The sequence below is a fragment of the Pseudomonas rhizosphaerae genome, from assembly GCF_000761155.1.
Classification (GTDB): Bacteria; Pseudomonadota; Gammaproteobacteria; order Pseudomonadales; family Pseudomonadaceae; genus Aquipseudomonas; species Aquipseudomonas rhizosphaerae.
In genome coordinates this window covers 1-23,602 of sequence record NZ_CP009533.1, presented here as the reverse complement: position 1 = coordinate 23,602, position 23,602 = coordinate 1, and the positions used below count along the sequence as shown (strand labels likewise).

18 protein-coding genes, 1 tRNA gene and 2 rRNA genes are annotated in these 23,602 nt (G+C 58.3%); 10 read left to right on the top strand and 11 right to left on the bottom strand.

What is annotated here, in order from left to right:
- Positions 1–11: 11 nt before the first annotated feature.
- Genes LT40_RS00105 through LT40_RS00090 form a run of 4 tightly spaced genes read right to left on the bottom strand, consistent with a single transcriptional unit; the run spans position 12 to position 4,322 of the window.
- Entirely contained in the window at positions 12–437 is a 426-nt protein-coding gene (locus LT40_RS00105) for a group I truncated hemoglobin (RefSeq protein WP_043184949.1), read from the bottom strand.
- A 1-nt stretch (position 438) separates the two neighbouring features.
- Complete coding sequence (locus LT40_RS00100) at positions 439–1,284, bottom strand: DUF3034 family protein (RefSeq protein WP_052393141.1); 846 nt, start codon at positions 1,282–1,284, stop codon at positions 439–441.
- A 19-nt stretch (positions 1,285–1,303) separates the two neighbouring features.
- The gene (locus LT40_RS00095) at positions 1,304–3,664 is read right to left on the bottom strand and encodes a putative bifunctional diguanylate cyclase/phosphodiesterase (RefSeq protein ID WP_043184947.1); all 2,361 of its coding nucleotides are present in this window, start codon (positions 3,662–3,664) and stop codon (positions 1,304–1,306) included.
- Entirely contained in the window at positions 3,648–4,322 is a 675-nt protein-coding gene (locus LT40_RS00090; protein ID WP_052393134.1) for a methylamine utilization protein, read from the bottom strand. Before LT40_RS00090 ends, LT40_RS00095 begins: the two co-directional genes overlap by 17 nt.
- Before the next feature lie 169 nt (positions 4,323–4,491).
- Here LT40_RS00090 and lon point away from each other — a divergent pair, with 169 nt between their 5' ends.
- From lon to fic, 7 genes are all read left to right on the top strand, one after another.
- Positions 4,492–6,912, top strand: coding sequence for an endopeptidase La (lon, locus tag LT40_RS00085; RefSeq protein WP_043184943.1), 2,421 nt, complete (start codon positions 4,492–4,494; stop codon positions 6,910–6,912).
- Between the two features lie 298 nt (positions 6,913–7,210).
- On the top strand, positions 7,211–7,603 hold the full coding sequence (locus LT40_RS00080; RefSeq protein ID WP_043184939.1) for a protease inhibitor I42 family protein: 393 nt from the start codon (positions 7,211–7,213) through the stop codon (positions 7,601–7,603).
- A gap of 136 nt (positions 7,604–7,739) precedes the next feature.
- On the top strand, positions 7,740–8,483 hold the full coding sequence (gene cmoA, locus LT40_RS00075; protein WP_043184937.1) for a carboxy-S-adenosyl-L-methionine synthase CmoA: 744 nt from the start codon (positions 7,740–7,742) through the stop codon (positions 8,481–8,483).
- A complete protein-coding gene (cmoB, locus tag LT40_RS00070; RefSeq protein ID WP_043184934.1) occupies positions 8,480–9,436 on the top strand; it encodes a tRNA 5-methoxyuridine(34)/uridine 5-oxyacetic acid(34) synthase CmoB in 957 nt (318 codons plus the stop codon). Before cmoA ends, cmoB begins: the two co-directional genes overlap by 4 nt.
- A gap of 642 nt (positions 9,437–10,078) precedes the next feature.
- A complete protein-coding gene (locus LT40_RS00065; protein ID WP_043184931.1) occupies positions 10,079–11,326 on the top strand; it encodes a ribonucleotide-diphosphate reductase subunit beta in 1,248 nt (415 codons plus the stop codon).
- 36 nt (positions 11,327–11,362) lie between these two features.
- Complete coding sequence (locus LT40_RS21495; RefSeq protein ID WP_148308490.1) at positions 11,363–11,632, top strand: hypothetical protein; 270 nt, start codon at positions 11,363–11,365, stop codon at positions 11,630–11,632.
- Positions 11,633–11,937: 305 nt separating this feature from the next.
- Positions 11,938–13,059 (top strand): protein adenylyltransferase Fic, encoded by a 1,122-nt coding sequence (fic, locus tag LT40_RS00060; RefSeq protein ID WP_043184929.1) that lies wholly within the window; start codon positions 11,938–11,940, stop codon positions 13,057–13,059.
- 79 nt (positions 13,060–13,138) lie between these two features.
- Here fic and LT40_RS00055 read toward each other — a convergent pair whose 3' ends face one another.
- The 3 genes from LT40_RS00055 to LT40_RS00045 form a co-directional block, all read right to left on the bottom strand.
- The gene (locus LT40_RS00055) at positions 13,139–13,684 is read right to left on the bottom strand and encodes an ankyrin repeat domain-containing protein (RefSeq protein WP_043193176.1); all 546 of its coding nucleotides are present in this window, start codon (positions 13,682–13,684) and stop codon (positions 13,139–13,141) included.
- 56 nt (positions 13,685–13,740) lie between these two features.
- Complete coding sequence (katB, locus tag LT40_RS00050) at positions 13,741–15,267, bottom strand: catalase KatB (RefSeq protein ID WP_084139691.1); 1,527 nt, start codon at positions 15,265–15,267, stop codon at positions 13,741–13,743.
- Between the two features lie 124 nt (positions 15,268–15,391).
- Entirely contained in the window at positions 15,392–16,162 is a 771-nt protein-coding gene (locus LT40_RS00045) for a hypothetical protein (protein WP_043184928.1), read from the bottom strand.
- Between the two features lie 170 nt (positions 16,163–16,332).
- On the opposite strand from LT40_RS00045, the gene LT40_RS00040 reads away from it, so the two are divergent.
- A complete protein-coding gene (locus tag LT40_RS00040; RefSeq protein ID WP_043184925.1) occupies positions 16,333–17,526 on the top strand; it encodes an MFS transporter in 1,194 nt (397 codons plus the stop codon).
- A gap of 50 nt (positions 17,527–17,576) precedes the next feature.
- Complete coding sequence (locus LT40_RS00035) at positions 17,577–18,116, top strand: cysteine hydrolase family protein (protein WP_043184922.1); 540 nt, start codon at positions 17,577–17,579, stop codon at positions 18,114–18,116.
- A 74-nt stretch (positions 18,117–18,190) separates the two neighbouring features.
- Here the strand turns inward: LT40_RS00035 and LT40_RS00030 are convergent, their stop codons facing one another.
- Positions 18,191–19,060, bottom strand: a complete 870-nt coding sequence (locus LT40_RS00030) for a LysR family transcriptional regulator (protein ID WP_052393132.1) — start codon at positions 19,058–19,060, stop codon at positions 18,191–18,193.
- Between the two features lie 141 nt (positions 19,061–19,201).
- Between LT40_RS00030 and LT40_RS00025 the strand changes: the two genes are divergently transcribed.
- Positions 19,202–19,978: an iron-containing redox enzyme family protein gene (locus LT40_RS00025; RefSeq protein WP_043184919.1), complete on the top strand. Its 777-nt coding sequence runs from the start codon at positions 19,202–19,204 to the stop codon at positions 19,976–19,978.
- A gap of 59 nt (positions 19,979–20,037) precedes the next feature.
- On the opposite strand, the gene rrf is transcribed toward LT40_RS00025, so the two are convergent.
- The 3 genes from rrf to LT40_RS00010 form a co-directional block, all read right to left on the bottom strand.
- Positions 20,038–20,153: ribosomal RNA gene (gene rrf / locus LT40_RS00020) — 5S ribosomal RNA — on the bottom strand.
- 149 nt (positions 20,154–20,302) lie between these two features.
- A 23S ribosomal RNA gene (locus LT40_RS00015) occupies positions 20,303–23,196 on the bottom strand.
- Between the two features lie 251 nt (positions 23,197–23,447).
- Positions 23,448–23,523: transfer RNA gene (locus tag LT40_RS00010), tRNA-Ala, on the bottom strand.
- Positions 23,524–23,602: the final 79 nt, after the last annotated feature.

Below are 23,602 nucleotides of genomic sequence, written 5' to 3'. Positions count from 1 at the left end.
GGATGCTAGCCCTACTTCTCGATCACCTCGCCCCGCTGCGCCGCCAGCCTGGCCAGCAGTCGGTTTTGCGCCGGCACCGGCACACCTTGGGCCTCCATGGCCTTGATCAAATCCTCCACCAGCGCATTGAACTCGCTGCGACTGATGTACTGTCCCTTGTGCGCTTCCACCATGTCGTCCCCGGTATACTGGCAGGGCCCGCCCGCCTCGACGCAAAACTTGTCGATCAATTGCACCCGCAGCAATTCGATGTTGACGTTGTGAAAGTGCGCGACGATCCGCTCGTCTCGCGCCACGTTGAGCAACATCCCCTCCACGATTCGACTGATCCCCGGCTTGCCGCCCAGCGCCTGGTACAAACTGTCGTCCCTGGCCGGCTGCTGATGGCCCGCGCAAGCGCTCAACAAAAGGGCCATGCCCAGCATATGGATGCGCATGTCAGAAACTCCCTTGCACGGACAGGTAGGTACCGTTCTGGTTGTCCAGCGTGGCAATTTCGCCCAGGCGCGCATAGGCCAGCACGATCGCCAGGTGCTTGTTGGGGAAGTACCCCAGGAACACGTCGGCCCAATCGCTTTCGCCGGCGAACGACAGGTTATCCGGCTTCTCGCGATACTCCACGCCCAACGCCCAGCGCGGGTTGAAGAGCACGGCCACCGACCCTTCTTTCAACAGGCTACGGCTATCGCGCCGATCGCCGCCGAAACCCAGCAGGCCCAGTTCGTTGGCACGGCTGTAGCGCACGCCGCCATTGACCAGCAGGTTGTAGCCAAACGCCGCACCCATGAACAAACGGCTGGCCGTCAGGTAGCCCTCGACGTCTTCGTCACGTTGGGCGCCGATCAGGCTGGGGATGAGAAAGTCTTTTTGCCGCTTGTAGGCCAGGCCCAGCGCAACTTGCGGCAGCTGGTCGTAGATCAGGTCGCCGAACAGGCGCACTTTCACCCCGAACACATCCTGGCTGAGGCTGTCTTCGGGCAGCCCCAGCTTGTGTACGAGCGAGCCGAGGTCGAAGCGTTGCCGGGCATAGGAGAACTCGATGCGATTATCGTAGCTGGCGGCCATGCCCACCACGTCGAGGCGGTAGTCCGGCAGGTCAACACGCGTGGCGAACGCCGTAGCACCCCACTCACCCTGCTCGCCGTAACCCGAGAGCACCGCCCACGGCGTGATCCCCCCGCCGGCGCCGCCGTCGACACTGCTGGCACCGCCAGTCGCCAACAGACGGCCTTCGTTGGCCTGCAGCAAGGGCTGCCAACACAGGGCCAGCGAGCACAACAACATAGCTTTTCGCATCATGACTTCAATGAACCACGGCAGTGGAAGTGGGCAAAGGTGGCTGCATCCAGGCTTCGAAAGCGGCAGCGGTCAACGGCCGGCTGATCAGATAGCCCTGGGCGGTGTCGCAGTTCCAGCGTTCGAGCAGGCGCAGGCTGTGTTCGTACTCGACGCCCTCGGCCACCACCTTGAGGCCCAGGTTGTGGCTCATTTCGATGGTGGAACGCACGATCACCGCATCCTCGCTGGTCTCGTCGAGGTTGCGCACGAACGACTGATCGATCTTCAGTTCCTGCACCGGCAAGCGCTTGAGGTGGGCCAGGGACGAATAACCGGTGCCGAAGTCGTCGACCGACAGGCTGATGCCGCAGGCGCGCAGGCTGTGCAGCACCTTCAACGCTTTCTCGGGCTCACGCATGATGGCGCTTTCGGTGATCTCGAAAATCAGTTGCTCGGCCGGTACGTCGTGCAGGTCGAGCAGGCGCAGCACACGCTCGTGCAGGTCGGCGCCGAGCAGGTCGTCTGCCGAGATGTTCAGCGACAGCTGCACCACCAGGCCGAGCGCGTTCCATTCGCTCAACTGCCTAATGCCTTCCTCGATGACCCACCGGGTCAGCGTCTGGATACTGCCGGTGCGCTCCGCCAGCTCGATGAATTCGCCGGGCGAGACATTGCCCAACTGCGGGTGCTGCCAACGCAGCAAGGCTTCGGCCTGGCGTACCTGCTTGTCGCGCAGATCCAGCTTGGGCTGGTAATGCAGCGACAGTTCGTTGTTCGCAGCCGCACGGCGCAGGTCGCGGATCAGCCGTACCTGACGCTGGTGCGCCAGGTCGCGGCCGTGCTGGTACACCTGCAAGCGGCCTGGCATGTCGGCAGCATCCTTCATGGCAATCGCCGAACGCGCCAGCAGCTCTTCGGCGCTCAGGCCGTCGGTGGGAAAGGCCGCGATGCCGATGCGGCAGTCGATCGCAACGTCGTGGCCGCCGAAACGGTGAGGTTGCAGCAACACCTGCTGCAGTTTGTCGGCGACCGCTACAGCGCTGTCGCTGTCGAGGTTTTCCAGCAGCAGAAGAAATTCGTCGGTGATCAGGTGCGCTACCGTGTCCCCGGGCCGCACCAGCTCCAGCAGGGTTTGCGCCACTTGCTGGAGCAGCTTGTCGACGAATGTCGGCCCGCCGCTTTCGCTGAGCTCACGCAAATTGTCGATACCGATGTACAGCAGGGCAATCGGTCGTTCGGCGGCAATCGCGCTGCCCAGTCGCTCCATGGCCAGGGTGCGGTTGGGCAACCCGGTCAGCGCATCATGCAAGGCATTGTGGGCCAGTTGCTGCTCGCGCTCGGCGATCCCGCCCTGCATGCGACCGATGGCCTGAGCCAGTACCCCCAGCTCATCGGTGCGATCCAGCGGCAGATCGGTTTGGTAATCGCCATGGCCGATGCGCCCTGCCGCCCTGGCCAGGCTTTGCAACGGCAGTGACACACTGCGCGCCAGCAACAGCGCGCCCACCAGCGAGGCCAGCAATGCGGCGAAAGCGATGCCGAGGATGTTGCGGTCCAGCGCCACGAACGCGCGCATGGCTTCGTCCAGCGGGCTTTGCAGCAGCGCCATCACCCGCCCGCCCTCTGCACCGCCGCTGCTCGCCAGCAGCAAGGGCTGGCTGAGGTAAGTGCGCTCGTCGTGTTCGGACAGCGAAATGCGTTGCGCCGCCGACTCGTTGACGATCATCCACTGAGCGATGCTGCCGGCCAGCTCTGCCGGCTGGGTGCTGACCAGCTCGCCGACGTTGCCTGCCTCGGTGGTCAGGAAGGACACCTGCAGGTTGGTCAGCGAATGCAGCTCCTGGGCCAGGGTCACGTCCATGCTGAAGCCCATGACTACCCGAGCGATCGGCAGTGGCGCCAGCACGGGCGCCTCGACCAGCAGGTGCGGCAACCCCTGCAACGGTACGAACAGCATCGATTGGCTGGTGCGGCGTACTTCGCGCAGCGCCGTGTCGTAGCGAAACAGGCTCCCGGTGGGCACCTTGTCCACGGTGCTGGCCAAAACCCGGCCGTCCATGCCCAGCACGAACATGTCGGTGGCGCCGATGCGCGCACCCTGGTTCTGCAAGGCCGAGCGGATGGTGGCGGAATCGCCGCTGGACACGGCATCGCGGAAACCGAAGTCGGCAGCCAGCAACTGCACGCCGTCGCGCAGGCGGCGACCGCGCACATCCAGCAAGCGCTCGAACACCCGCGTACCCACCTGCAGTTGCTCGCGAGCCTGCGCGCGCACGGCGTCGTTGGTGGCCACCTTGACGGCAATCGTCAACGCGCCAACCACCACCGACAGCAGCAGAATGAGGACGCAGGCGATACGCGCCTGGAAACTATTGCGCAGCTTCACCGGCAGCCTTTTTGAATGCATCGCTGAATGCGCTGGTCGCCGGCTCCTGTGCCGCGTCGTCTGCCGCTGCCTCGACCGTCAAGGTGTAGCTCTGGGTCATGGCCGTAGCCGTCATGTCGATCTCCCCTCCTGGTTGTACTTGCGCATCCAGACTGCGCGGATGCCACAGGCTCACGTGGTAGCGGCCTGCGGGCAACTGATCGAAACGTACGCGCCCCTGTTCGTCGCTGACGGCGAACCAGGGATCGTCGGTGACATAGATATAGCCAAGCATCCAGTCGTGAATGTTGCAACCCAGGACCACAACCCCAGGCTTGTCGAACAATTCCGGTGTGCTCGGCGTGCCTTCATAGAGCCGCAGTTCGAAACGCTTGGCCGGTGAAAACGAATACACTTGGTGGCGAATATTGTCGTTGTTGGGGAAGGCAACGGACGTGCCTGTGGCCACGGCCAGCACGTGCGGCATGTATTTCTGCGCTCGCTGGTCCATGATCGCCGTGGCTTGCCGGGAACCGGCTGCAGCCGCCCCCCCGGACAGGCTGAACACCGCGTCGGCCAGCGGCTTGCCGTCGGCCTGGGCGATACGCGCCTCGAAGGAAGCAGCGCCGACCCACGTGCTGAACACGAGACTGCTGAACAAGGTGGCAAACCTGAGCATGGAATCTACCTGACCAATAAAAATGTCGCCTGCCGTGCCGTACGGCCTGCCTTGGGTACAAACCCGGTAACAGCCTTATCGGCCGCCCGCCGCAAAGCTTCAGTGCCGCCATTGAAACCAGTCGTGCCCTGCCCCATCTAAGCAGCATAGTCATTGACGCAGGTGCCCCATGAGCGACCAGCAGGAATCCAACGAGAATCCGTCCGAACATCTGGACAACGAGCACATCGAGCACTCGACCCACTCCAGCACCGAACTGGCCCTGCCTGGGCAGAACCTGCCGGACAAGGTCTACGTCATCCCGATCCACAACCGTCCGTTCTTCCCCGCGCAGGTGCTGCCGGTCATCGTCAACGAAGAGCCGTGGGCGGAAACCCTCGACCTGGTCGCCAACACCGAACACCACTCGCTGGCGCTGTTCTTCATGGACACCCCGCCCGACGACCACCGTCATTTCGATACCTCCAGCCTGCCGCTGTACGGCACCCTGGTGAAGATCCACCACGCCAGCCGCGAAAACGGCAAGCTGCAGTTCGTCGCGCAAGGTCTGTCGCGCGTGCGCATCCGCACCTGGCTCAAGCACCACCGTCCGCCCTACCTGGTGGAAGTCGAATACCCGCAGCAGCCCATCGAGCCCACCGACGAGGTCAAGGCCTACGGCATGGCGCTGATCAACGCCATCAAGGAGCTGCTGCCGCTCAATCCGCTGTACAGCGAAGAGCTGAAGAACTACCTCAACCGCTTCAGCCCCAACGACCCGTCGCCGCTGACCGACTTCGCCGCCGCACTGACCTCGGCCACGGGAAACGAGCTGCAAGCGGTGCTCGACTGCGTGCCGATGCTCAAGCGCATGGAAAAAGTCCTGCCGATGCTGCGCAAGGAAGTCGAAGTCGCACGGCTGCAGAAAGAAATCTCCGCCGAGGTGAACAAGAAAATCGGCGAGCACCAGCGCGAGTTCTTCCTCAAGGAACAACTCAAGGTCATCCAGCAGGAACTGGGCCTGACCAAGGACGATCGCAGCGCCGACGTCGAGCAGTTCCAGCAGCGTCTGCAAGACAAGACCCTGCCCCCGGCGGCGCAGAAGCGCATCGACGAGGAAATGCAGAAACTGTCGATTCTGGAAACCGGTTCGCCTGAATACGCCGTGACGCGCAACTACCTGGACTGGGCCACCGCCCTGCCGTGGGGCGTGTACGGCAAGGACAAGCTGGATCTCAAGCACGCGCGCAAGGTGCTCGACCAGCACCATGCCGGCCTCGACGACATCAAGACGCGCATCATCGAATTCCTCGCCGTGGGCGCCTATAAAGGTGAGATCAGCGGCTCCATCGTGCTGCTGGTGGGCCCGCCGGGCGTGGGCAAGACCAGCGTTGGCAAGTCCATCGCCGAGTCCTTGGGTCGACCGTTCTATCGCTTCAGCGTCGGCGGCATGCGCGACGAGGCCGAAATCAAGGGCCACCGCCGCACCTACATCGGCGCCCAGCCGGGCAAGCTGGTGCAGGCGCTCAAGGATGTCGAGGTGATGAACCCGGTGATCATGCTCGACGAGATCGACAAGATGGGCCAGAGCTTCCAGGGCGACCCGGCGTCGGCGCTGCTGGAAACCCTGGACCCGGAACAGAACGTCGACTTCCTCGACCATTATCTGGATCTGCGCCTGGACCTGTCCAAGGTGCTTTTCGTATGTACCGCCAACACCCTGGACTCAATCCCCGGCCCGCTGCTCGACCGCATGGAAGTGATTCGCCTGTCCGGCTATATCACCGAAGAGAAAATGGCCATCGCCAAGCGTCACCTGTGGCCCAAGCAGTTGGCCAAGGCCGGTGTCGACAAGAACCGCCTGACCATCAGCGACAGCGCCCTGCGTACCGTCATCGAAGGCTACGCCCGCGAGGCTGGCGTGCGCCAGTTGGAGAAACAGCTGGGCAAACTGGTGCGCAAGGCAGTGGTGCAGTTGATCGACAAACCTGATGTTCCGATCAAACTGGTGCCCAAGGATCTTGAAGCCTCCCTGGGGATGCCGGTATTCCGCAGCGAGCAGGTGCTGTCGGGCAAGGGCGTGATCACCGGGCTGGCCTGGACCAGCATGGGCGGCGCGACCTTGCCGATCGAAGCCACGCGTATCCACACCTTGAACCGCGGCTTCAAACTGACCGGGCAACTGGGCGAGGTGATGAAGGAGTCGGCGGAAATTGCCTACAGCTACGTCAGTTCCAACCTTGCGCAGTTTGGCGCCGATTCCAAGTTCTTCGACGAGGCTTTCGTGCACTTGCATGTACCCGAAGGCGCCACGCCCAAGGACGGCCCGAGTGCAGGTGTGACCATGGCCAGCGCGCTGCTGTCCCTGGCTCGCGACCAGGCGCCGAAGAAGGGTGTGGCCATGACCGGCGAACTGACCCTCACCGGGCACGTGCTGCCGATTGGCGGCGTGCGCGAAAAAGTCATCGCCGCGCGGCGCCAGAAGATCATGGAATTGATTTTGCCCGAGCCGAATCGCGGCAACTTCGAAGAACTGCCGGATTACCTCAAACAAGGCATCACGGTACATTTCGCCAAACGCTTCGCCGACGTCGCCAAGATCCTGTTCTGAGGCAGCGGCGGCGCAACCCGCGCCGACGATCCATGCGGTGCACCTGAACTGACGAGGTGCGCCCGGACGCGGCTCGCGCCGCTGCTACAACGGGCTTACCCAATGCACCGCGGTGCGCCCTGACGCGGCTACAACGGCCGTCGGGCACACTGCGATCCCTGTAGCAGCGGCGCGAGCCGCGTCCGGCTGCACCACTGCCCTCACGGACACACCACGGTCCCCATACAAACAACCCGCGTACCTGCGCGTTCGATGAACTGGGTTATGCTTGCCCCATCCCCGTCCGTTCGGAGCCACCATGTCCGTCGTCCGCCTGATACTGCCTGCCAGCCTTACCTTGCTCACCGCCTGCGCCCAGCAGCCGCGGCATAACATCGAACTGGAAAACCCAAGCCAGTGCCCGATGTCACTCAGCGTCGGCCAGACCATCACCCTGCAACTGCCCACCAACCCCAGCACCGGCTACCGCTGGCTGCTGCAAAACCCCGGTGCGAGCGTCCTGCGCAGCCTGGGCCCGGAGGTCTACAGCAGCTCCCAGGAAACAGGAGTAATAGGCGCCGCCGGCCAATCCACCTGGCGCTTCCAGGCACGCACTCCAGGCGCCGGCCACCTGATGCTGGTGCTGCAGCAACCCTGGGCTCCGGAAGTCCCGCCCGCCCAAACCTTCAGCTGCGACATCACCGTCAAGTAACCCGTAGGAGCGGTCATCGGCCGCGAACCAGCCACCTCGGTCCATCTGCCACACCGCACATCCCACAAAAAATGCACCCCCGCCCCACATCCGCTAAAATGCCGCCCCGTTTTCCCGCAACCGCCTGGATCGCCCTGTGACCAAAGAGCCCGACCGCCTGTTCGCCCAGCCCCTGAGCCAGGTCCCCGACTTCGCCTTCAACGAAGACGTGGTGCGCGTGTTCCCGGACATGATCAAACGCTCGGTGCCCGGCTACCCCACCATCGTGGAAAACCTCGGCGTGCTCGCGGCGCAATTCGCCCAGCCCAACACCACCCTCTACGACTTGGGCAGCTCCCTGGGCGCCGTCACCCAGGCCCTGCGCCGGCACGTGCGCACCGAAGGCTGCCAGGTGATCGCCATCGACAACTCCCAAGCCATGGTCGAGCGCTGCCGCGAATACCTCAACGCGCAGAACTCCATGTTCCAGGAGCTGCTTCCGGTCACCGTCATCAAGGGCGACATCCTGGCCCTGGACTTCAAACCGGCGTCGGTTATCGCACTCAACTTCACCCTGCAGTTCATCCCTCCGGCCCAGCGCCTGGAACTGCTCACCTGCATCCACCAGGCCCTGGTGCCCGGCGGCGCACTGATCCTCTCGGAAAAACTGCGCTTCGAAGACGACCAACAACACGACCTGCTCACCGACCTGCACATCGCCTTCAAACGCGCCAACGGCTACAGCGACCTGGAAATAGCGCAGAAACGCAGCGCCATCGAAAACGTCATGAAACCCGACAGCCTCGAAGAAAACCGCGACCGACTGCTCGCCGCTGGCTTCAGCAAGGTCGTGCCTTGGTTCCAATGCCTCAACTTCGCCTCGATGATCGCCCTGCCATGATTGACCTTTCCCCGCTCGTCCGCCGCCTGGCCAACACCCCGCTGGCCAACTGGGCCAATGGCCTGCAAGCCCAGCTCGACACCAAGATGGAAAAAGGTCACGGCGACCTGCAACGCTGGCAGAGCGCCCTCGATGCCTTGCCCCCGGTTACCGCCTGTGACATCGACCTGGTCAACGGCTTGCGCCTGGACTGCAAAGACAACGCCGCCACCCACGACCAGATGCGCGCAGCCCTCATGGGCCTGTCACCCTGGCGCAAAGGCCCGTTCGACCTGTTCGGCGTCCACGTCGACACCGAATGGCGCTCGGACTGGAAATGGGAGCGCGTCTCCCCGCACCTCGACCTGCGCGGTAAGCGGGTTCTCGACGTCGGCTGCGGCAACGGCTACTACCAATGGCGAATGCTCGGTGCCGGTGCCGACAGCGTCATCGGCGTCGATCCCAACTGGCTGTTCTTCTGCCAGTTCCAGGCGGTGCAGCGTTACCTGCCCGACCTGCCCGCTTGGCATTTGCCCTTCGCACTGGAAGACCTTCCCGCGGGCCTGGAAGGCTTCGACACCGTGTTCTCAATGGGCGTGTTCTACCACCGCCGCTCCCCCATCGAGCATCTGCTGGCGCTCAAGGACTGCCTGGTCAAAGGCGGCGAACTGGTCTTGGAAACCCTTGTAGTCCCCGGCGACGTGCACCAGGTCTTGGTACCGGAAGATCGCTACGCACAGATGCGCAACGTCTGGTTCCTGCCCTCCGTGCCCGCCCTGGAACTGTGGCTGCGCCGCGCCGGCTTCACGGATGTGAAATGCGTGGACGTGAGCATCACCACCGTGGCCGAGCAACGTGGTACCGAATGGATGAAGTTCCAGTCGCTGAGCGACTTCCTCGACCCGGACGACCACAGCAAAACCATCGAAGGCCTGCCAGCGCCGATGCGTGCGGTGATCACCGCACGAAAATAAGGTCAGGCCTGGAACAGGCGAATGGCCGGTGAAACAAACACCGCCGCACTCGCCATCCTGCCACTCATCGACTCCTTCACAGAACCATAAAAAAATCTTGAAGGCTTGCATTTCGCGGAAGCCAAGCTGGGTAAGGACTTGCGCCCTTTCTTTCCAAAACCTGGCTGTTTTATGAACAGCAGGTCGGGTTTGCAACCCGAACCGAAGCCTATATCCTGTGTCCACTTCTTACGGAAACCACCATATAGGCGATTTCCTGGGTTTCGTACGTTCTTTTTGATCAAAAGCGCAGGTCGCGCTTCCTGATCGTGAAAATACGAGTTTTGCCGGTTTTTTTGTGTCCTCGCGTGAACACGAGCAAGCAAAAAACCCTATAATCGCCGCCCACTTCAAGGACCTGAGACATGACCCATCGCGACATCGAAGCCGGCCCGAGTCCATCGACCGAAGCCCGACCGCGAAGCGAGTCTCTCAGCGCGTTCCGACCGGATCGTTGATAGCCCACGCTGTGGCACCACGCTGAAAAAGCCTGGACCCGGCACCGCAACACGCACGTAACGCCAGGTTGCACCGCGCAACCCCGGCAATCAGATTTCCAAATTCATCAGCCGCCACAAGCGGCCTCGAGCAGGAGCCTCCCCCATGCTGAGCTGGGACGAATTCGACAAAGAAGACGCAGCCGAACCCGCCAAAGGCGCCAACGCCGGCCACGCCAGCGAAGCTGCCATGGACAAACTCGACAGCGCCGGCGGTGCCGCCGCCCAGGAAGCCCGCGCCGCCCACGCCAGCGACTCCGCTGCCGTAGCTCGCGCCAAGGCCGCCCTGAACAAACTCGACATCGCCGAAGGCCTGGCCGAGCTCGAAGGCTCCGCCGCCCGCGTTGCCGTCGACGAAAAGCGCATGATCAACTGCCGCGCCGACCTCAACCAACTCGTCCCCTTCAAGTACGACTGGGCCTGGCAGAAGTACCTGGACGGTTGCGCAAACCACTGGATGCCGCAAGAAGTCAACATGAACGCCGACATCGCCCTCTGGAAAAACCCGGAAGGCCTGACCGACGACGAACGCCGCATCGTCATGCGCAACCTGGGCTTCTTCAGCACCGCCGACTCCCTGGTCGCCAACAACCTGGCCCTGGCCGTGTACCGCCTGATCACCAACCCGGAGTGCCGCCAGTACATCCTGCGCCAGGCCTTCGAAGAAGCGATCCACACCCACGCCTACCAGTACTGCATCGAATCCCTGGGCATGGACGAAGGCGAAATCTTCAACATGTACCACGAGATCCCATCGGTCGCTAAAAAAGCCGCCTGGGGCCTCAAGTACACCCGCGCCATCTCCGATCCGGAATTCAACACCGGCACCGTCGAAACCGACAAAGAGCTGCTGCGCAACCTGATCGGCTACTACTGCGTACTCGAAGGTATCTTCTTCTATTGCGGCTTCACCCAGATCCTCTCCATGGGCCGCCGCAACAAGATGACCGGCGTCGCCGAGCAGTTCCAATACATCCTGCGCGACGAATCCATGCACCTGAACTTCGGCATCGACGTGATCAACCAGATCAAGATCGAAAACCCACACCTGTGGGACGCCGAACTCAAGGAAGAAGCCTCGCAGATGATCCTGCAAGGCACCCAGCTGGAAATCGAATACGCCCGCGACACCATGCCTCGCGGCGTGCTGGGCATGAACGCGGCAATGATGGAGGACTACCTCAAGTTCATCGCCAACCGTCGCTTGTCGCAGATTGGCTTGAAAGAGGAATACCCAGGTACCACGAACCCGTTCCCATGGATGAGCGAGATCATGGACTTGAAGAAGGAGAAGAACTTTTTTGAGACACGGGTTATTGAGTATCAGACGGGTGGGGCGTTGAGCTGGGATTGAAATTTAAGCTGGATTCCCGCAAAACGAAGGTCGCCCATGGGCGACCTTTTTTGTGAAAAAATTTACCGAAAAAAAACCGACACAAAGCCATTGGCCACTGTTACTCCTGCACTGAACGCAGTACTCACGGCTTCAGCCAGCACCGTTCCAGCTTCGGCTGGTGAGTCTGTTGCACTGACAGGACGAGAGCTGGATGCGGATGCGGGATTTGTTAGTGCTCTTGGACAGCGAAGAAATCGATCACATGAAGGGTGGATCGTCGGCGCCTGTCGGCTGGTGGAAGGTGTCTGCACGGTGTTCATGTAAGCCACCCGCCTGCTCAACAGTGAGTTTTTGGGCTGTGTAGCTACGCAGCACCACTTTCAGCCTACCAACATGTCACTGAAAAACGCTTTCAAACGCGTGCTGCATTATCATGTCGATGAAACCGCGTTTCAGCGACACGTTTCTGGAACATGTCGCTGCCAGCGACATAACTGCGGGACGTGTCGCTAAAATCCAAAAATAGCGACATGACCCGCTCTTATGCATACACTCGGACCGCAATAGCGGCGCGCGTGTAGGTGCACGCTACGTTGAACCACCACAAACAGGCCCAGGCTACAACGCTTATGATCGACTCTTCTCTGCTCTGGCGACCCGACAAACCCCATAACCAGCTTGGGGCATTACCACCTGCCGTCGAGCTGGAACCGCGCGCGGTGCTCAAACTCTGCATCCAAGCACGCAGCGCTCTGGCTGAGTTGAAGCAAGCGGCAGAGCTCATCCCCAATCAGACCGTGTTGATCAACACCATTCCGTTGCTCGAAGCCAAAGACAGCTCAGAAATAGAAAGCATCGTGACTACAACAGATCTGCTCTTTCAGCATGCTCATGACACGGCCAACCATGCAGACCCTGCTACGAAGGAAGCGCTGCGTTATCGCAAAGCGCTGCATCAGGGCTTTCAGTCATTGGCCGAGCGCCCACTCTCCACTAACACCGCAGTAGAGATATGCAGCACGCTAAAGGGCGTGGACATGGGCATACGACGGGTGCCCGGTGTGCAGTTGGCAAATGATCGAACCGGCGAAATCATCTACACACCGCCAGATGGCGAAGAGCGCATACGCGACATGCTCGCGAATTGGGAGCGCTTCCTGCATTACGAGACCGATCTCGACCCATTGGTGCGAATGGCTGTCGGGCATTATCAGTTTGAAGCGATCCATCCCTTTACCGATGGTAACGGCCGCACAGGACGCGTCCTCAATACGCTGTTTCTGATCCAGGAGGGGCTGTTGAATCTGCCGATTCTCTACCTCAGCCATTACATCATTGCCCATCGCGCGGACTACTATCGCCTGCTGCTCGATGTTACCCGCAACCAAGCCTGGGAGCCGTGGATAACACTCATGCTTACAGCCGTCAAAGAGACTGCCGAATGGACCACGGCGAAAATCAACGCTATCCGCAGCTTGGCAGAGCACACCAGCCAATATGTTCGGGAGCAGCTGCCAAAAATCTATTCTCGCGAATTGGTCGATGTGATTTTCGAACAGCCTTACTGCCGCATTGGTAATGTCATCGACAAGCAGATTGCCCAGCGACAGGCTGCTTCACGCTACCTCAAGGATCTCGTGAGTATCGGCATTCTGCAGGAAGTGCAGGTAGGTAAAGAGAAGCTGTTTACTCATCCCAAGCTAATGCAGCTTTTGACTCGGGATAGGAACGACTTTACGCGCTATGGCTAAAAGCCAAAGAGCGAAAAAGTCTGCCTCTCGCTGCCCGCTTCCATCCCATTCACCTATTCATTTCTTTGTCGTCGGGCGCTCAACGCAAGGGGCCTGAACTAAACCGCCCCTCCCCCAGCGACCGAGCATCATTCCCCCTATCATCCCGCGCCTCCAGATCCGCCCCCTTCGCCGCCAACGCCTCGAGAATATCCTTGCGCTGAAACAACGCCGCATACATCGCCGCCGTCTGCCCCGAGTTATTTCGTTCATCCGTCGCGCAGTCTGCCTTGAGCAATCTATGGGCAATGCTCACTTCACCTTTAAAAATAGCCCCCATCAGCGCAGTGTTCCCACGCTTATCCTGGCTGCACGGATTCGCCCCGGCCGCCAGCAATTGCTCCACAGCCGCCGCCTGGCCGTGATAAGCCGCCAGAATCAATGCGGTGTAGCCACTTTCATCGCGGGTGTCCAAGTCATAATGCGCTTCGATGAACGCGCCCAAACGGTCGGTGCTGCCCGAACGTGCGGCGTCGAAGTACAGTTCACGAAGTTGCTGGCGGGTATCGGGGGGCGGTGTGTCATCGGCCAAAGCAGCTGTTGAAAGCATCATCGCCGAGCAGATCCAGGGAATGAAATATCGCATGAGGTTTTGCTCCTGAAGATCACCGACCGCTGTTATACGGACGGTGATCGGATGCATCAGTCCTGAAGCTTGGCGGCCAACTGCTTGACCTTCTCCAAGTCGCCTTTGGCAACTTTGGTCACGCCTGTGCCGTAGGCCGGATCGGCTTTGTACAGATACGACAGCATGATGTTTTTGCTCTCGGTATCCGTGTCAGCCAAAGAACCGCCGAAGCTGTTGATCAGGTCCTGCTGCTCCTTGGGCGAATAGGAGCGGTACAAGTCGCCCGCCTGTTTGAAGTTCTGCTCGCGCTGAATCTTCGCCTGCTGGGTAGTACCGCTCAAAGCCGTTTGGCTGTAACGCGCGCTGTCGTCGCTCGGGCGCGGTGCAAGACGGCTCGGTTCATAGTTCACCCCACCGGTGGTATGTCCGCTGTTCAAGGCGCCATCCTGGTTGCCGTTGTTGACGGCGACGCGCGGACGGTTGATCGGCAGGCTCATCCCGTTGGCGCCCAGGCGGTACATCTGGGTATCAGCGTACGAGAACACACGGCCTTGCAGGAGACGGTCTTCCGATGGCTCGATCCCCGGCACCACATTGGAAGGCGCCATGGCGACCTGTTCGGTTTCCTGGAAGAAGTTGTCGACGTTCTTGTTCAGCACCATCTGCCCGATCTTCTGCTCCGGTACGTCAGGCCAGATCTTGGTCGCGTCCAGCGGGTCGAATGCGAACTTGGCCAGGTCTTCAGGCTTGAGCACCTGGATGTACAAGTCCCACTTCGGGAAATCGCCCTTGTTGATTGCGGTGACCAGATCGTGGGTCATGTGCGCGTAGTCTTTACCCTGGGTTTGCACGACCTGGTCCGGGTCCAGGTTCTTCAGACCTTGCAGGCTCTTCCAGTGAAACTTCACGTAGTGCACTTCGCCCTTGGCGTTGACGAACTTGTAGGCGTGCACGCCATTGCCGTCCATGAAGCGATAACCCGCGGGAGTGCCTTCATTGGAGTACAGCAGCGTGAGCGTGCGGGTCGCTTCCGGCACATGGGAGAAGAAGTCGAAACGACGCGAATCGTCGTCAAGGTTGGTACGGGGGTCGGGTTTGAACGCGTGGACCATGTCTGGAAACTTGATCGCGTCACGAATGAAGAAGGTCGGAAAGTTATTGCCGACCAGATCCCAGTTGCCGTCCGCCGTATAGAACTTGGTCGCAAAACCGCGGGGGTCACGCAGCGTTTCCGGCGAATGGTTGCCGTGAACCACCGACGAGAAGCGCACGAACACCGGCGTGTGGGTCCCCGGTGTGAACACCTTGGCCTTGGTCAATTCACCGATGTTGCTGGAAGCGACGAACTCGCCATGTACACCCGTACCACGGGCATGCACCACGCGCTCTGGAATACGTTCGCGGTCGAAGCGCTGAAGTTTCTGCAACAGCTGCACGTCTTGAAGCAGCGCCGGCCCGTTGGGTCCGGCCGTCTGCGAGTTCTGGTTGTCGCCGACGACGGCGCCGTTGTCGCGGGTCAAGGTATCTGCAAAAGCGGATGACCAAGACAGGCTGACGGCCAGTGCCGTGACCGCATATCCTGATAAGGTTCTGATTTTCATAGTGAATCCCTCACGCTTCTTATGTTCTGGAGAAACCGCGAGGGTAACGGCAACCACCGGCGTGGCTAAATTGGAAGAGCCTATCAGCCTGATAGGCAAAGATACCTGCGGGTCAGCTGTACGCCTAATCCAGTGGTCCCACCGCCCGCAATCCATCCTCCGGCACAAATATCCAACCTTCTACCGGATCGATATCCGCCGTCGGCCGAGCCAGCAAATGCGGTCTATGCTCGAACGCCCACGCCACCAACGCGCAGGTCAGCGCATCTTGCGCATCGATGTGTTCGAGCCCTGGCATACTCGCCCCGTTCAGATAGAAAGGCGCTCGCAAGGCCTCGATAGACGCCGACCGTTTGCACGCCGACGGATACGCCTCAATCGCCCGCAGCATCTGCCCGTCCGTCCATACGCCACAGGCTTCCCGAATGGGCGCGAATCGCCCCAGCACGTGCATGCCCTTGGTAGCTTGGCTGCCGATCATGTCCTTGATCGGCGACAACGGATACAGCCCTCGCTCGAACAGAAAATGCTCGGTACGACGATGCAGGTAGGGGTTGGTGGAAGACTCGCCGACAGTGGGCACGGTAACGCCGCAAGTGATGAGGTCAATGAAGGGCTTGGAGAAGCCAAGTGGGGTGTCGATGCCCATAAGCAGGCGTGGTGCCTGGTGCGCCGCACTATCTATTCCACAAAGCTTCAACAGTCCATGAACGAACTGCTCCGTGGAGCTGGCTTCGTTGATCGTCCGCCGTAGATTGCCGCGCCAGGGTTTACCGACTAGCCGGCGCTCAGCATCCAGAACGACCAGAGCATCGCGACTAGCCGGGTTCCGGTCGCAATTCCAGCCGCCGACATCCCAGCCCATGAAGAGTGTGGAAGCGTTTGGTTCAATCATCGCGGGCACTCATGCCGGTAGAGAAAAGACCTGACGCCTTTTCAAAAACGACGGGACTGTTCAATCTAGCCACGCTATCTGTATCTATCAATTCGATGTCAGCGGTTGTGTAATGCACGACGGTGTTTCGCCCTTTTCAAAGCCTGCTTGGAAGCATAAAGGACCCTACCATGCGAAAGGACTACCTCGCATTCTTCGTCTCATTGTTCCTTTCACGTCTTGCTGACCAGATTCTATTATTCATCGTACCGCTGGTAGTCTTCCAGGCGACCCAAAGTGCAGCATGGGCCGGCATGGCATTTTTCGTGGAATCACTACCCAGGTTTCTGGCGTTTCCTATCTGTGGCGCATTGTGCGATCGATTCTCGCCCGTCCGGATTCTCCACATCAGCCAGATCTACAGGGTTCTACTGTGTGTGCTGGCGGTCATTCTGTTTATAGTGTTCGGTGGCATCGCATGGCTGGTCGTGTTGTCGGCGCTGTGTGGCGTGCTGACAACCCAGGGCGTCATGGCTCGCGAAGTACTGATGCCCCGCGTGTTCCATCACTACAGCTACACCAAGACCCTCTCCTACTCCCAAATTGCCGATCAGACCGGCATGGTATTAGGCCCGCTGGTCGCTGCACTGATGTTGGAAGTCTGGGCATGGCACTGGGTCGTGCTCTGTGTCGCTGGAGTATTTCTGCTGGCCGACGCAAGCATGCTGCTCTGGCAACGGCTCAGTCGGATAACCATAGAAACATTCGCCCAGGATCAAGGCGCGTGGCTGCAACCTTTTCGAATCGCCATCGGGCATATCCGTACCACACCTGAATTACGAAAAGTCATTACCTTGGCCGTCGGGGTGAATCTGATCGTTGGCGTGACGGCAGCCACTTCAGCGGCCATGGTGATTGGCAGCTTCAACGCGGACAAGAACACTTATGCCGGACTGCAAGCGGCGGGTGCCGTAGCCACCATCGCGATACTTCTGTTGCTTGCCCGAGTCACCATTTCCTTGAAAGTGCTGGGCGGTGTGTCATACATCATGATCGCTGCAGGTGGTTTGGTCTGTGCGATCAGTCCGAACCTGGCCGGCTATGTACTGGGGTTTTTATTGATAGTCGGCTTCGACAAGATGTTCAACGTCTACATGCGCAGCATTCGCCAGCGGGTCATTCCTCCTCAGGACTTCGGCAAGACGGTCGGGGTGATCACCTTGCTCAATAACCTGTCGCAACCGGCGGCGGGTTTACTCGTCGCCCTGTTGGCCGTGCCTTTGGGCACGCAACAAGTGATACTGATGCTGGCTATCTTGTCAGCAGCACTGGGTACAGGAGCCCACTGGTGGCTTGGTAGAGCGATCCGCCGCACTGCGACTTAATCCTCCCGTACGCACGACATCTCTCATTCCACTCAAAGGACCTGAACTCTGTGAAAGCGCTAGTCGTCATCGACGTACAACAAGGCCTGTTCCAGGCGGACCCGGCTCCTGCCTTCGCTCACGAAGTGATCGAACGCATCAACACACTGACAGCGGCGGCCAGATCCGCAAACATCCCTGTGATTTTCGTCCAGCACGAACTCGCCACTGGCGAATTTCTTGTGCGAGGCAGTGAAACCTGGGCACTCGATCACCGTCTCATCACCGCCGCTACCGATCACTACGTCAGCAAGACCACCCCTGACTCTTTTCTCAGGACCGATCTGCAAGCGTTGCTGCAACAGGCTGATATTTCGCACCTGGTGGTGTGCGGCTATGCGACCGAGTTCTGTGTAGACACTACCATCCGCCGTGCTGCAGGTTTGGGTTATGAGATCACACTGGTAAGCGATGCTCACACCACACAGTCCAAGGCTCATGCCGACGCCGCGCAAATCATTGCTCACCATACCGCGACCTTGTCGAGCATCAAGAGCTTCGGGGTCAGGATCCAGGCGCTGCCAACCGTAGCCGTGGATTTCAATGCCTGAATAACGGATAACCCTCTTGCAGGGTACCGAGTTAATCGCCTTCTGTTACGTACGCTGCCAACCCATCCGTGCATTCAAATCGAGTGTACGGATGCATTGCACACCATCTGCGCAAACCCGTCTCTGACCGGATGTCCACCCGTGCGTTTATGGGTCAACAGGAACTGGTCCACTTCGTCGAACACAAGTGTCTCGCAGACGGAGATATTTCCCAGCGCCCGGTGGTTATCGTAGACACCCTTGGGAACCACCGCCATGCCAATGCCCTGCTCGACACACGTCATAATGCCTCCCCAACTCCCACATATCACCAACTCAACACCCTGCAATGACTCCTTGCACCAAGCCTGGGCCACGGCGTGAAACGGACACCCTTCAGGCCACGCCAGCAGCTTTCTATCGTTCAAATCCAAGGGCCCGTAGTGCGACCACTCCTGCGGATAGACCAGCACCAGTTGTTCACCTGATATTTTCATACTGCTGAGTTTGGGATTGGCCATGTCCACCGCAACCACGGCAATGTCGAGTTTTCCATCCAAAACGTTCTCTACAAGTTCCGGCCACGTATTGGTCGTTATTTCCAAGACGACCTGGGGATAATCACGCTCGAATGCCGAAGCAATAGCCGGCAGGCGCGTACTTACAAAAGAATCGATTCCTCCTACCCGCAATGTGCCACTGAGCTTTTGAGTATCATCGAAACATGCCTGGGCTTCGGCAAATGCCTCGAGCACCTTTTCCGCGTGGATCAACAAATGTTTACCCGCCGCGCTCAATTCAACGCCCTTCTCGCGTCGATTCAACAGGCAACATCCCACTTCGGCTTCCAAAGCCTTCATGCGCGCAGTCACATTCGATGGAACGCAATGCACTGACTTGGCGGCCTTGACGATGCTTCCGCCTTTGTAGATAGCAGTAAGCATGCGCAATTGCGAAATATCCATATACACCTCAGGTGAATCATTGATTCATTTATTGTTGGTTGTGTGAGCCCCCGTGCCCATGGATTCTACTGCTACTGCCAAGCCAACAGCAAAAACCAAACGACAACTTCGAAGCACCAAGTTACAAACAAGGAGCTGCGCATGTCCGGTTATTATGAAGAGATCACAAAGCTCGCCACCTCTGTGCACCAGCACGGCGCTCTGAATAACGCATTCTATGAACGCTGGCTGACGGCACCGCTGCCTTTCGACGAATTGGCTATATTTGCCAAGAATTATTTTGTAAGAACTTCACAAACTTCGACGATGATCGCATTGTCGCTGCTGCACACCGACAACCTGTGCGCGCGTGTCGAAATTGCCAAGAACCTGTATTCAGAATATGGCTACGGCCATCCGCAGAAAGCGCACATCCATTTGTTGGAGAATTTTCTGACTGATCTACTAAGTCGAGTGGCGGTTGCTTATAGGCCAGTAACCAAACTCAGCGATGAGCTGATTCTTCCAAGCACTCGGCAGTTCGTCGAGGAGCAACAAGCCCTGTATTCCCAGCGCCCCGTTGACGGCGGGTGCCAGCGCATACTTGGTACATTGTTGGCACAGGAATGGTTGGCGTTTTCGATGCTTACTCGCCTGTACGAGGGCGTGCGGCACTACCAGCACCTCTACGCTTCCAATGATGAATTTCACGAGCATTGCGAGTACTTCTACATCCATATCGGCAATGCCGAAAAGGATCACAAGATACAGGCTATCCACGCTGCCACTCTCGAGTGCAGAAACGACGACGAATTCGCGGCACTCGCAGACGGCTTTTACGACTTCATGACGATCACGGAGCAGTACTGGAATGGTATTGCCCACGCTATGAAACACGGCCCCAACGACATACAAGCCTTGTCGAAGCCCTGGGCCTAAAAAGTCGCGTAAAAGACAAAACCCCTACCTGCTCGCGCAGATAGGGGTTTCGGAATGAATCTTGACGATGACCTACTCTCACATGGGGAAACCCCACACTACCATCGGCGATGCATCGTTTCACTGCTGAGTTCGGGATGGGATCAGGTGGTTCCAATGCTCTATGGTCGTCAAGAAATTCTGTAGCCGGAATGCCCTTTGGGAGGCACTCCAGCGAATCGGGTATGTGATGTTTTGTGGGTTGTCTTGCTGCGAACTTTCGGTTCGTGTCATCTCCACAGTCACCGCAATCTGGTCGTTCGACGCAAATTGCTTGGGTGTTATATGGTCAAGCCTCACGGGCAATTAGTATGGGTTAGCTCAACGCCTCACAGCGCTTACACACCCCACCTATCAACGTCGTAGTCTTCGACGGCCCTTCAGGGAACTCAAGGTTCCAGTGAGATCTCATCTTGAGGCAAGTTTCCCGCTTAGATGCTTTCAGCGGTTATCTTTTCCGAACATAGCTACCCGGCAATGCCACTGGCGTGACAACCGGAACACCAGAGGTTCGTCCACTCCGGTCCTCTCGTACTAGGAGCAGCCCCTCTCAAATCTCAAACGTCCACGGCAGATAGGGACCGAACTGTCTCACGACGTTCTAAACCCAGCTCGCGTACCACTTTAAATGGCGAACAGCCATACCCTTGGGACCGGCTTCAGCCCCAGGATGTGATGAGCCGACATCGAGGTGCCAAACACCGCCGTCGATATGAACTCTTGGGCGGTATCAGCCTGTTATCCCCGGAGTACCTTTTATCCGTTGAGCGATGGCCCTTCCATACAGAACCACCGGATCACTAAGACCTACTTTCGTACCTGCTCGACGTGTCTGTCTCGCAGTCAAGCGCGCTTTTGCCTTTATACTCTACGACCGATTTCCGACCGGTCTGAGCGCACCTTCGTACTCCTCCGTTACTCTTTAGGAGGAGACCGCCCCAGTCAAACTACCCACCATACACTGTCCTCGATCCGGATAACGGACCTGAGTTAGAACCTCAAAGTTGCCAGGGTGGTATTTCAAGGTTGGCTCCACGCAGACTGGCGTCCACGCTTCAAAGCCTCCCACCTATCCTACACAAGCAAATTCAAAGTCCAGTGCAAAGCTATAGTAAAGGTTCACGGGGTCTTTCCGTCTAGCCGCGGATACACTGCATCTTCACAGCGATTTCAATTTCACTGAGTCTCGGGTGGAGACAGCGCCGCCATCGTTACGCCATTCGTGCAGGTCGGAACTTACCCGACAAGGAATTTCGCTACCTTAGGACCGTTATAGTTACGGCCGCCGTTTACCGGGGCTTCGATCAAGAGCTTCGCTTGCGCTAACCCCATCAATTAACCTTCCGGCACCGGGCAGGCGTCACACCCTATACGTCCACTTTCGTGTTTGCAGAGTGCTGTGTTTTTAATAAACAGTCGCAGCGGCCTGGTATCTTCGACCGGCATGAGCTTACGGAGCAAGTCCTTCACCCTCACCGGCGCACCTTCTCCCGAAGTTACGGTGCCATTTTGCCTAGTTCCTTCACCCGAGTTCTCTCAAGCGCCTTGGTATTCTCTACCCAACCACCTGTGTCGGTTTGGGGTACGGTTCCTGGTTACCTGAAGCTTAGAAGCTTTTCTTGGAAGCATGGCATCAACCACTTCGTCGTCTAAAAGACAACTCGTCATCAGCTCTCGGCCTTAAGATCCCGGATTTACCTAAGATCTCAGCCTACCACCTTAAACTTGGACAACCAACGCCAAGCTGGCCTAGCCTTCTCCGTCCCTCCATCGCAATAACCAGAAGTACAGGAATATTAACCTGTTTTCCATCGACTACGCTTTTCAGCCTCGCCTTAGGGACCGACTAACCCTGCGTCGATTAACGTTGCGCAGGAAACCTTGGTCTTTCGGCGTGGGTGTTTTTCACACCCATTGTCGTTACTCATGTCAGCATTCGCACTTCTGATACCTCCAGCAAGCTTCTCAACTCACCTTCACAGGCTTACAGAACGCTCCTCTACCGCATCACCAGAAGGTGATACCCGTAGCTTCGGTACCTGGTTTGAGCCCCGTTACATCTTCCGCGCAGGCCGACTCGACTAGTGAGCTATTACGCTTTCTTTAAAGGGTGGCTGCTTCTAAGCCAACCTCCTAGCTGTCTAAGCCTTCCCACATCGTTTCCCACTTAACCAGGATTTTGGGACCTTAGCTGACGGTCTGGGTTGTTTCCCTTTTCACGACGGACGTTAGCACCCGCCGTGTGTCTCCCATGCTCGGCACTTGTAGGTATTCGGAGTTTGCATCGGTTTGGTAAGTCGGGATGACCCCCTAGCCGAAACAGTGCTCTACCCCCTACAGTGATACATGAGGCGCTACCTAAATAGCTTTCGAGGAGAACCAGCTATCTCCGAGCTTGATTAGCCTTTCACTCCGATCCACAGGTCATCCGCTAACTTTTCAACGGTAGTCGGTTCGGTCCTCCAGTCAGTGTTACCTAACCTTCAACCTGCCCATGGATAGATCGCCCGGTTTCGGGTCTATACCCAGCGACTAAACGCCCTATTAAGACTCGCTTTCGCTACGCCTCCCCTATTCGGTTAAGCTCGCCACTGAATATAAGTCGCTGACCCATTATACAAAAGGTACGCAGTCACAGAACGAAGTCTGCTCCCACTGCTTGTACGCATACGGTTTCAGGATCTATTTCACTCCCCTCTCCGGGGTTCTTTTCGCCTTTCCCTCACGGTACTAGTTCACTATCGGTCAGTCAGTAGTATTTAGCCTTGGAGGATGGTCCCCCCATATTCAGACAAGGTTTCTCGTGCCCGTCCTACTCGATTTCATTGACAAGAGATTTTCGCGTACAGGGCTATCACCCACTATGGCCGCACTTTCCAGAGCGTTCCGCTAATCTCAAACCAACTTAAGGGCTGGTCCCCGTTCGCTCGCCACTACTAAGGGAATCTCGGTTGATTTCTTTTCCTCAGGGTACTTAGATGTTTCAGTTCCCCTGGTTCGCCTCGCATGCCTATGTATTCAGCATGAGATAACTGTCTTATGACAGCTGGGTTCCCCCATTCAGGACATCTCCGGATCACAGTCTGTTTGCCGACTCCCCGAAGCTTTTCGCAGGCTACCACGTCTTTCATCGCCTCTGACTGCCAAGGCATCCACCGTATGCGCTTCTTCACTTGACCATATAACCCCAAAGCAATCTGGTTATACTGTGAAGACGACATTCGCCGAAAATTCGCATTTACTCTAAGAGCAACTCACAAATTTTACCTTAGCCTGAACCTACACCAGTGAAAGTGTCTGTCCAGTCTATCTTTCTATCACATACCCAAATTTTTAAAGAACGATTCTGAAAAAGATCAGAAATCAGCATTCAACCATCACTCGATGGAATGCTCATTTCTAAGCTTTGACAACGATGGAGCACCAAAAGTGGTGGAGCCAAGCGGGATCGAACCGCTGACCTCCTGCGTGCAAGGCAGGCGCTCTCCCAGCTGAGCTATGGCCCCATAATTGGTGGGTCTGGGCAGATTCGAACTGCCGACCTCACCCTTATCAGGGGTGCGCTCTAACCAACTGAGCTACAGA

What these genes read in the sequence shown, in the direction of transcription:
- LT40_RS00105 (WP_043184949.1), bottom strand. Translation starts at nt 437, where the DNA reads ATGCGCATCCATATGCTGGGCATGGCCCTTTTGTTGAGCGCTTGCGCG.
- LT40_RS00100 (WP_052393141.1), bottom strand. Translation starts at nt 1,284, where the DNA reads ATGTTGTTGTGCTCGCTGGCCCTGTGTTGGCAGCCCTTGCTGCAGGCC.
- LT40_RS00090 (WP_052393134.1), bottom strand. Translation starts at nt 4,322, where the DNA reads ATGCTCAGGTTTGCCACCTTGTTCAGCAGTCTCGTGTTCAGCACGTGG.
- lon (WP_043184943.1), top strand. Translation starts at nt 4,492, where the DNA reads ATGAGCGACCAGCAGGAATCCAACGAGAATCCGTCCGAACATCTGGAC.
- LT40_RS00080 (WP_043184939.1), top strand. Translation starts at nt 7,211, where the DNA reads ATGTCCGTCGTCCGCCTGATACTGCCTGCCAGCCTTACCTTGCTCACC.
- cmoB (WP_043184934.1), top strand. Translation starts at nt 8,480, where the DNA reads ATGATTGACCTTTCCCCGCTCGTCCGCCGCCTGGCCAACACCCCGCTG.
- LT40_RS00065 (WP_043184931.1), top strand. Translation starts at nt 10,079, where the DNA reads ATGCTGAGCTGGGACGAATTCGACAAAGAAGACGCAGCCGAACCCGCC.
- LT40_RS21495 (WP_148308490.1), top strand. Translation starts at nt 11,363, where the DNA reads ATGGGCGACCTTTTTTGTGAAAAAATTTACCGAAAAAAAACCGACACA.
- fic (WP_043184929.1), top strand. Translation starts at nt 11,938, where the DNA reads ATGATCGACTCTTCTCTGCTCTGGCGACCCGACAAACCCCATAACCAG.
- LT40_RS00055 (WP_043193176.1), bottom strand. Translation starts at nt 13,684, where the DNA reads ATGCGATATTTCATTCCCTGGATCTGCTCGGCGATGATGCTTTCAACA.
- katB (WP_084139691.1), bottom strand. Translation starts at nt 15,267, where the DNA reads ATGAAAATCAGAACCTTATCAGGATATGCGGTCACGGCACTGGCCGTC.
- LT40_RS00045 (WP_043184928.1), bottom strand. Translation starts at nt 16,162, where the DNA reads ATGATTGAACCAAACGCTTCCACACTCTTCATGGGCTGGGATGTCGGC.
- LT40_RS00040 (WP_043184925.1), top strand. Translation starts at nt 16,333, where the DNA reads ATGCGAAAGGACTACCTCGCATTCTTCGTCTCATTGTTCCTTTCACGT.
- LT40_RS00030 (WP_052393132.1), bottom strand. Translation starts at nt 19,060, where the DNA reads ATGGATATTTCGCAATTGCGCATGCTTACTGCTATCTACAAAGGCGGA.
- LT40_RS00025 (WP_043184919.1), top strand. Translation starts at nt 19,202, where the DNA reads ATGTCCGGTTATTATGAAGAGATCACAAAGCTCGCCACCTCTGTGCAC.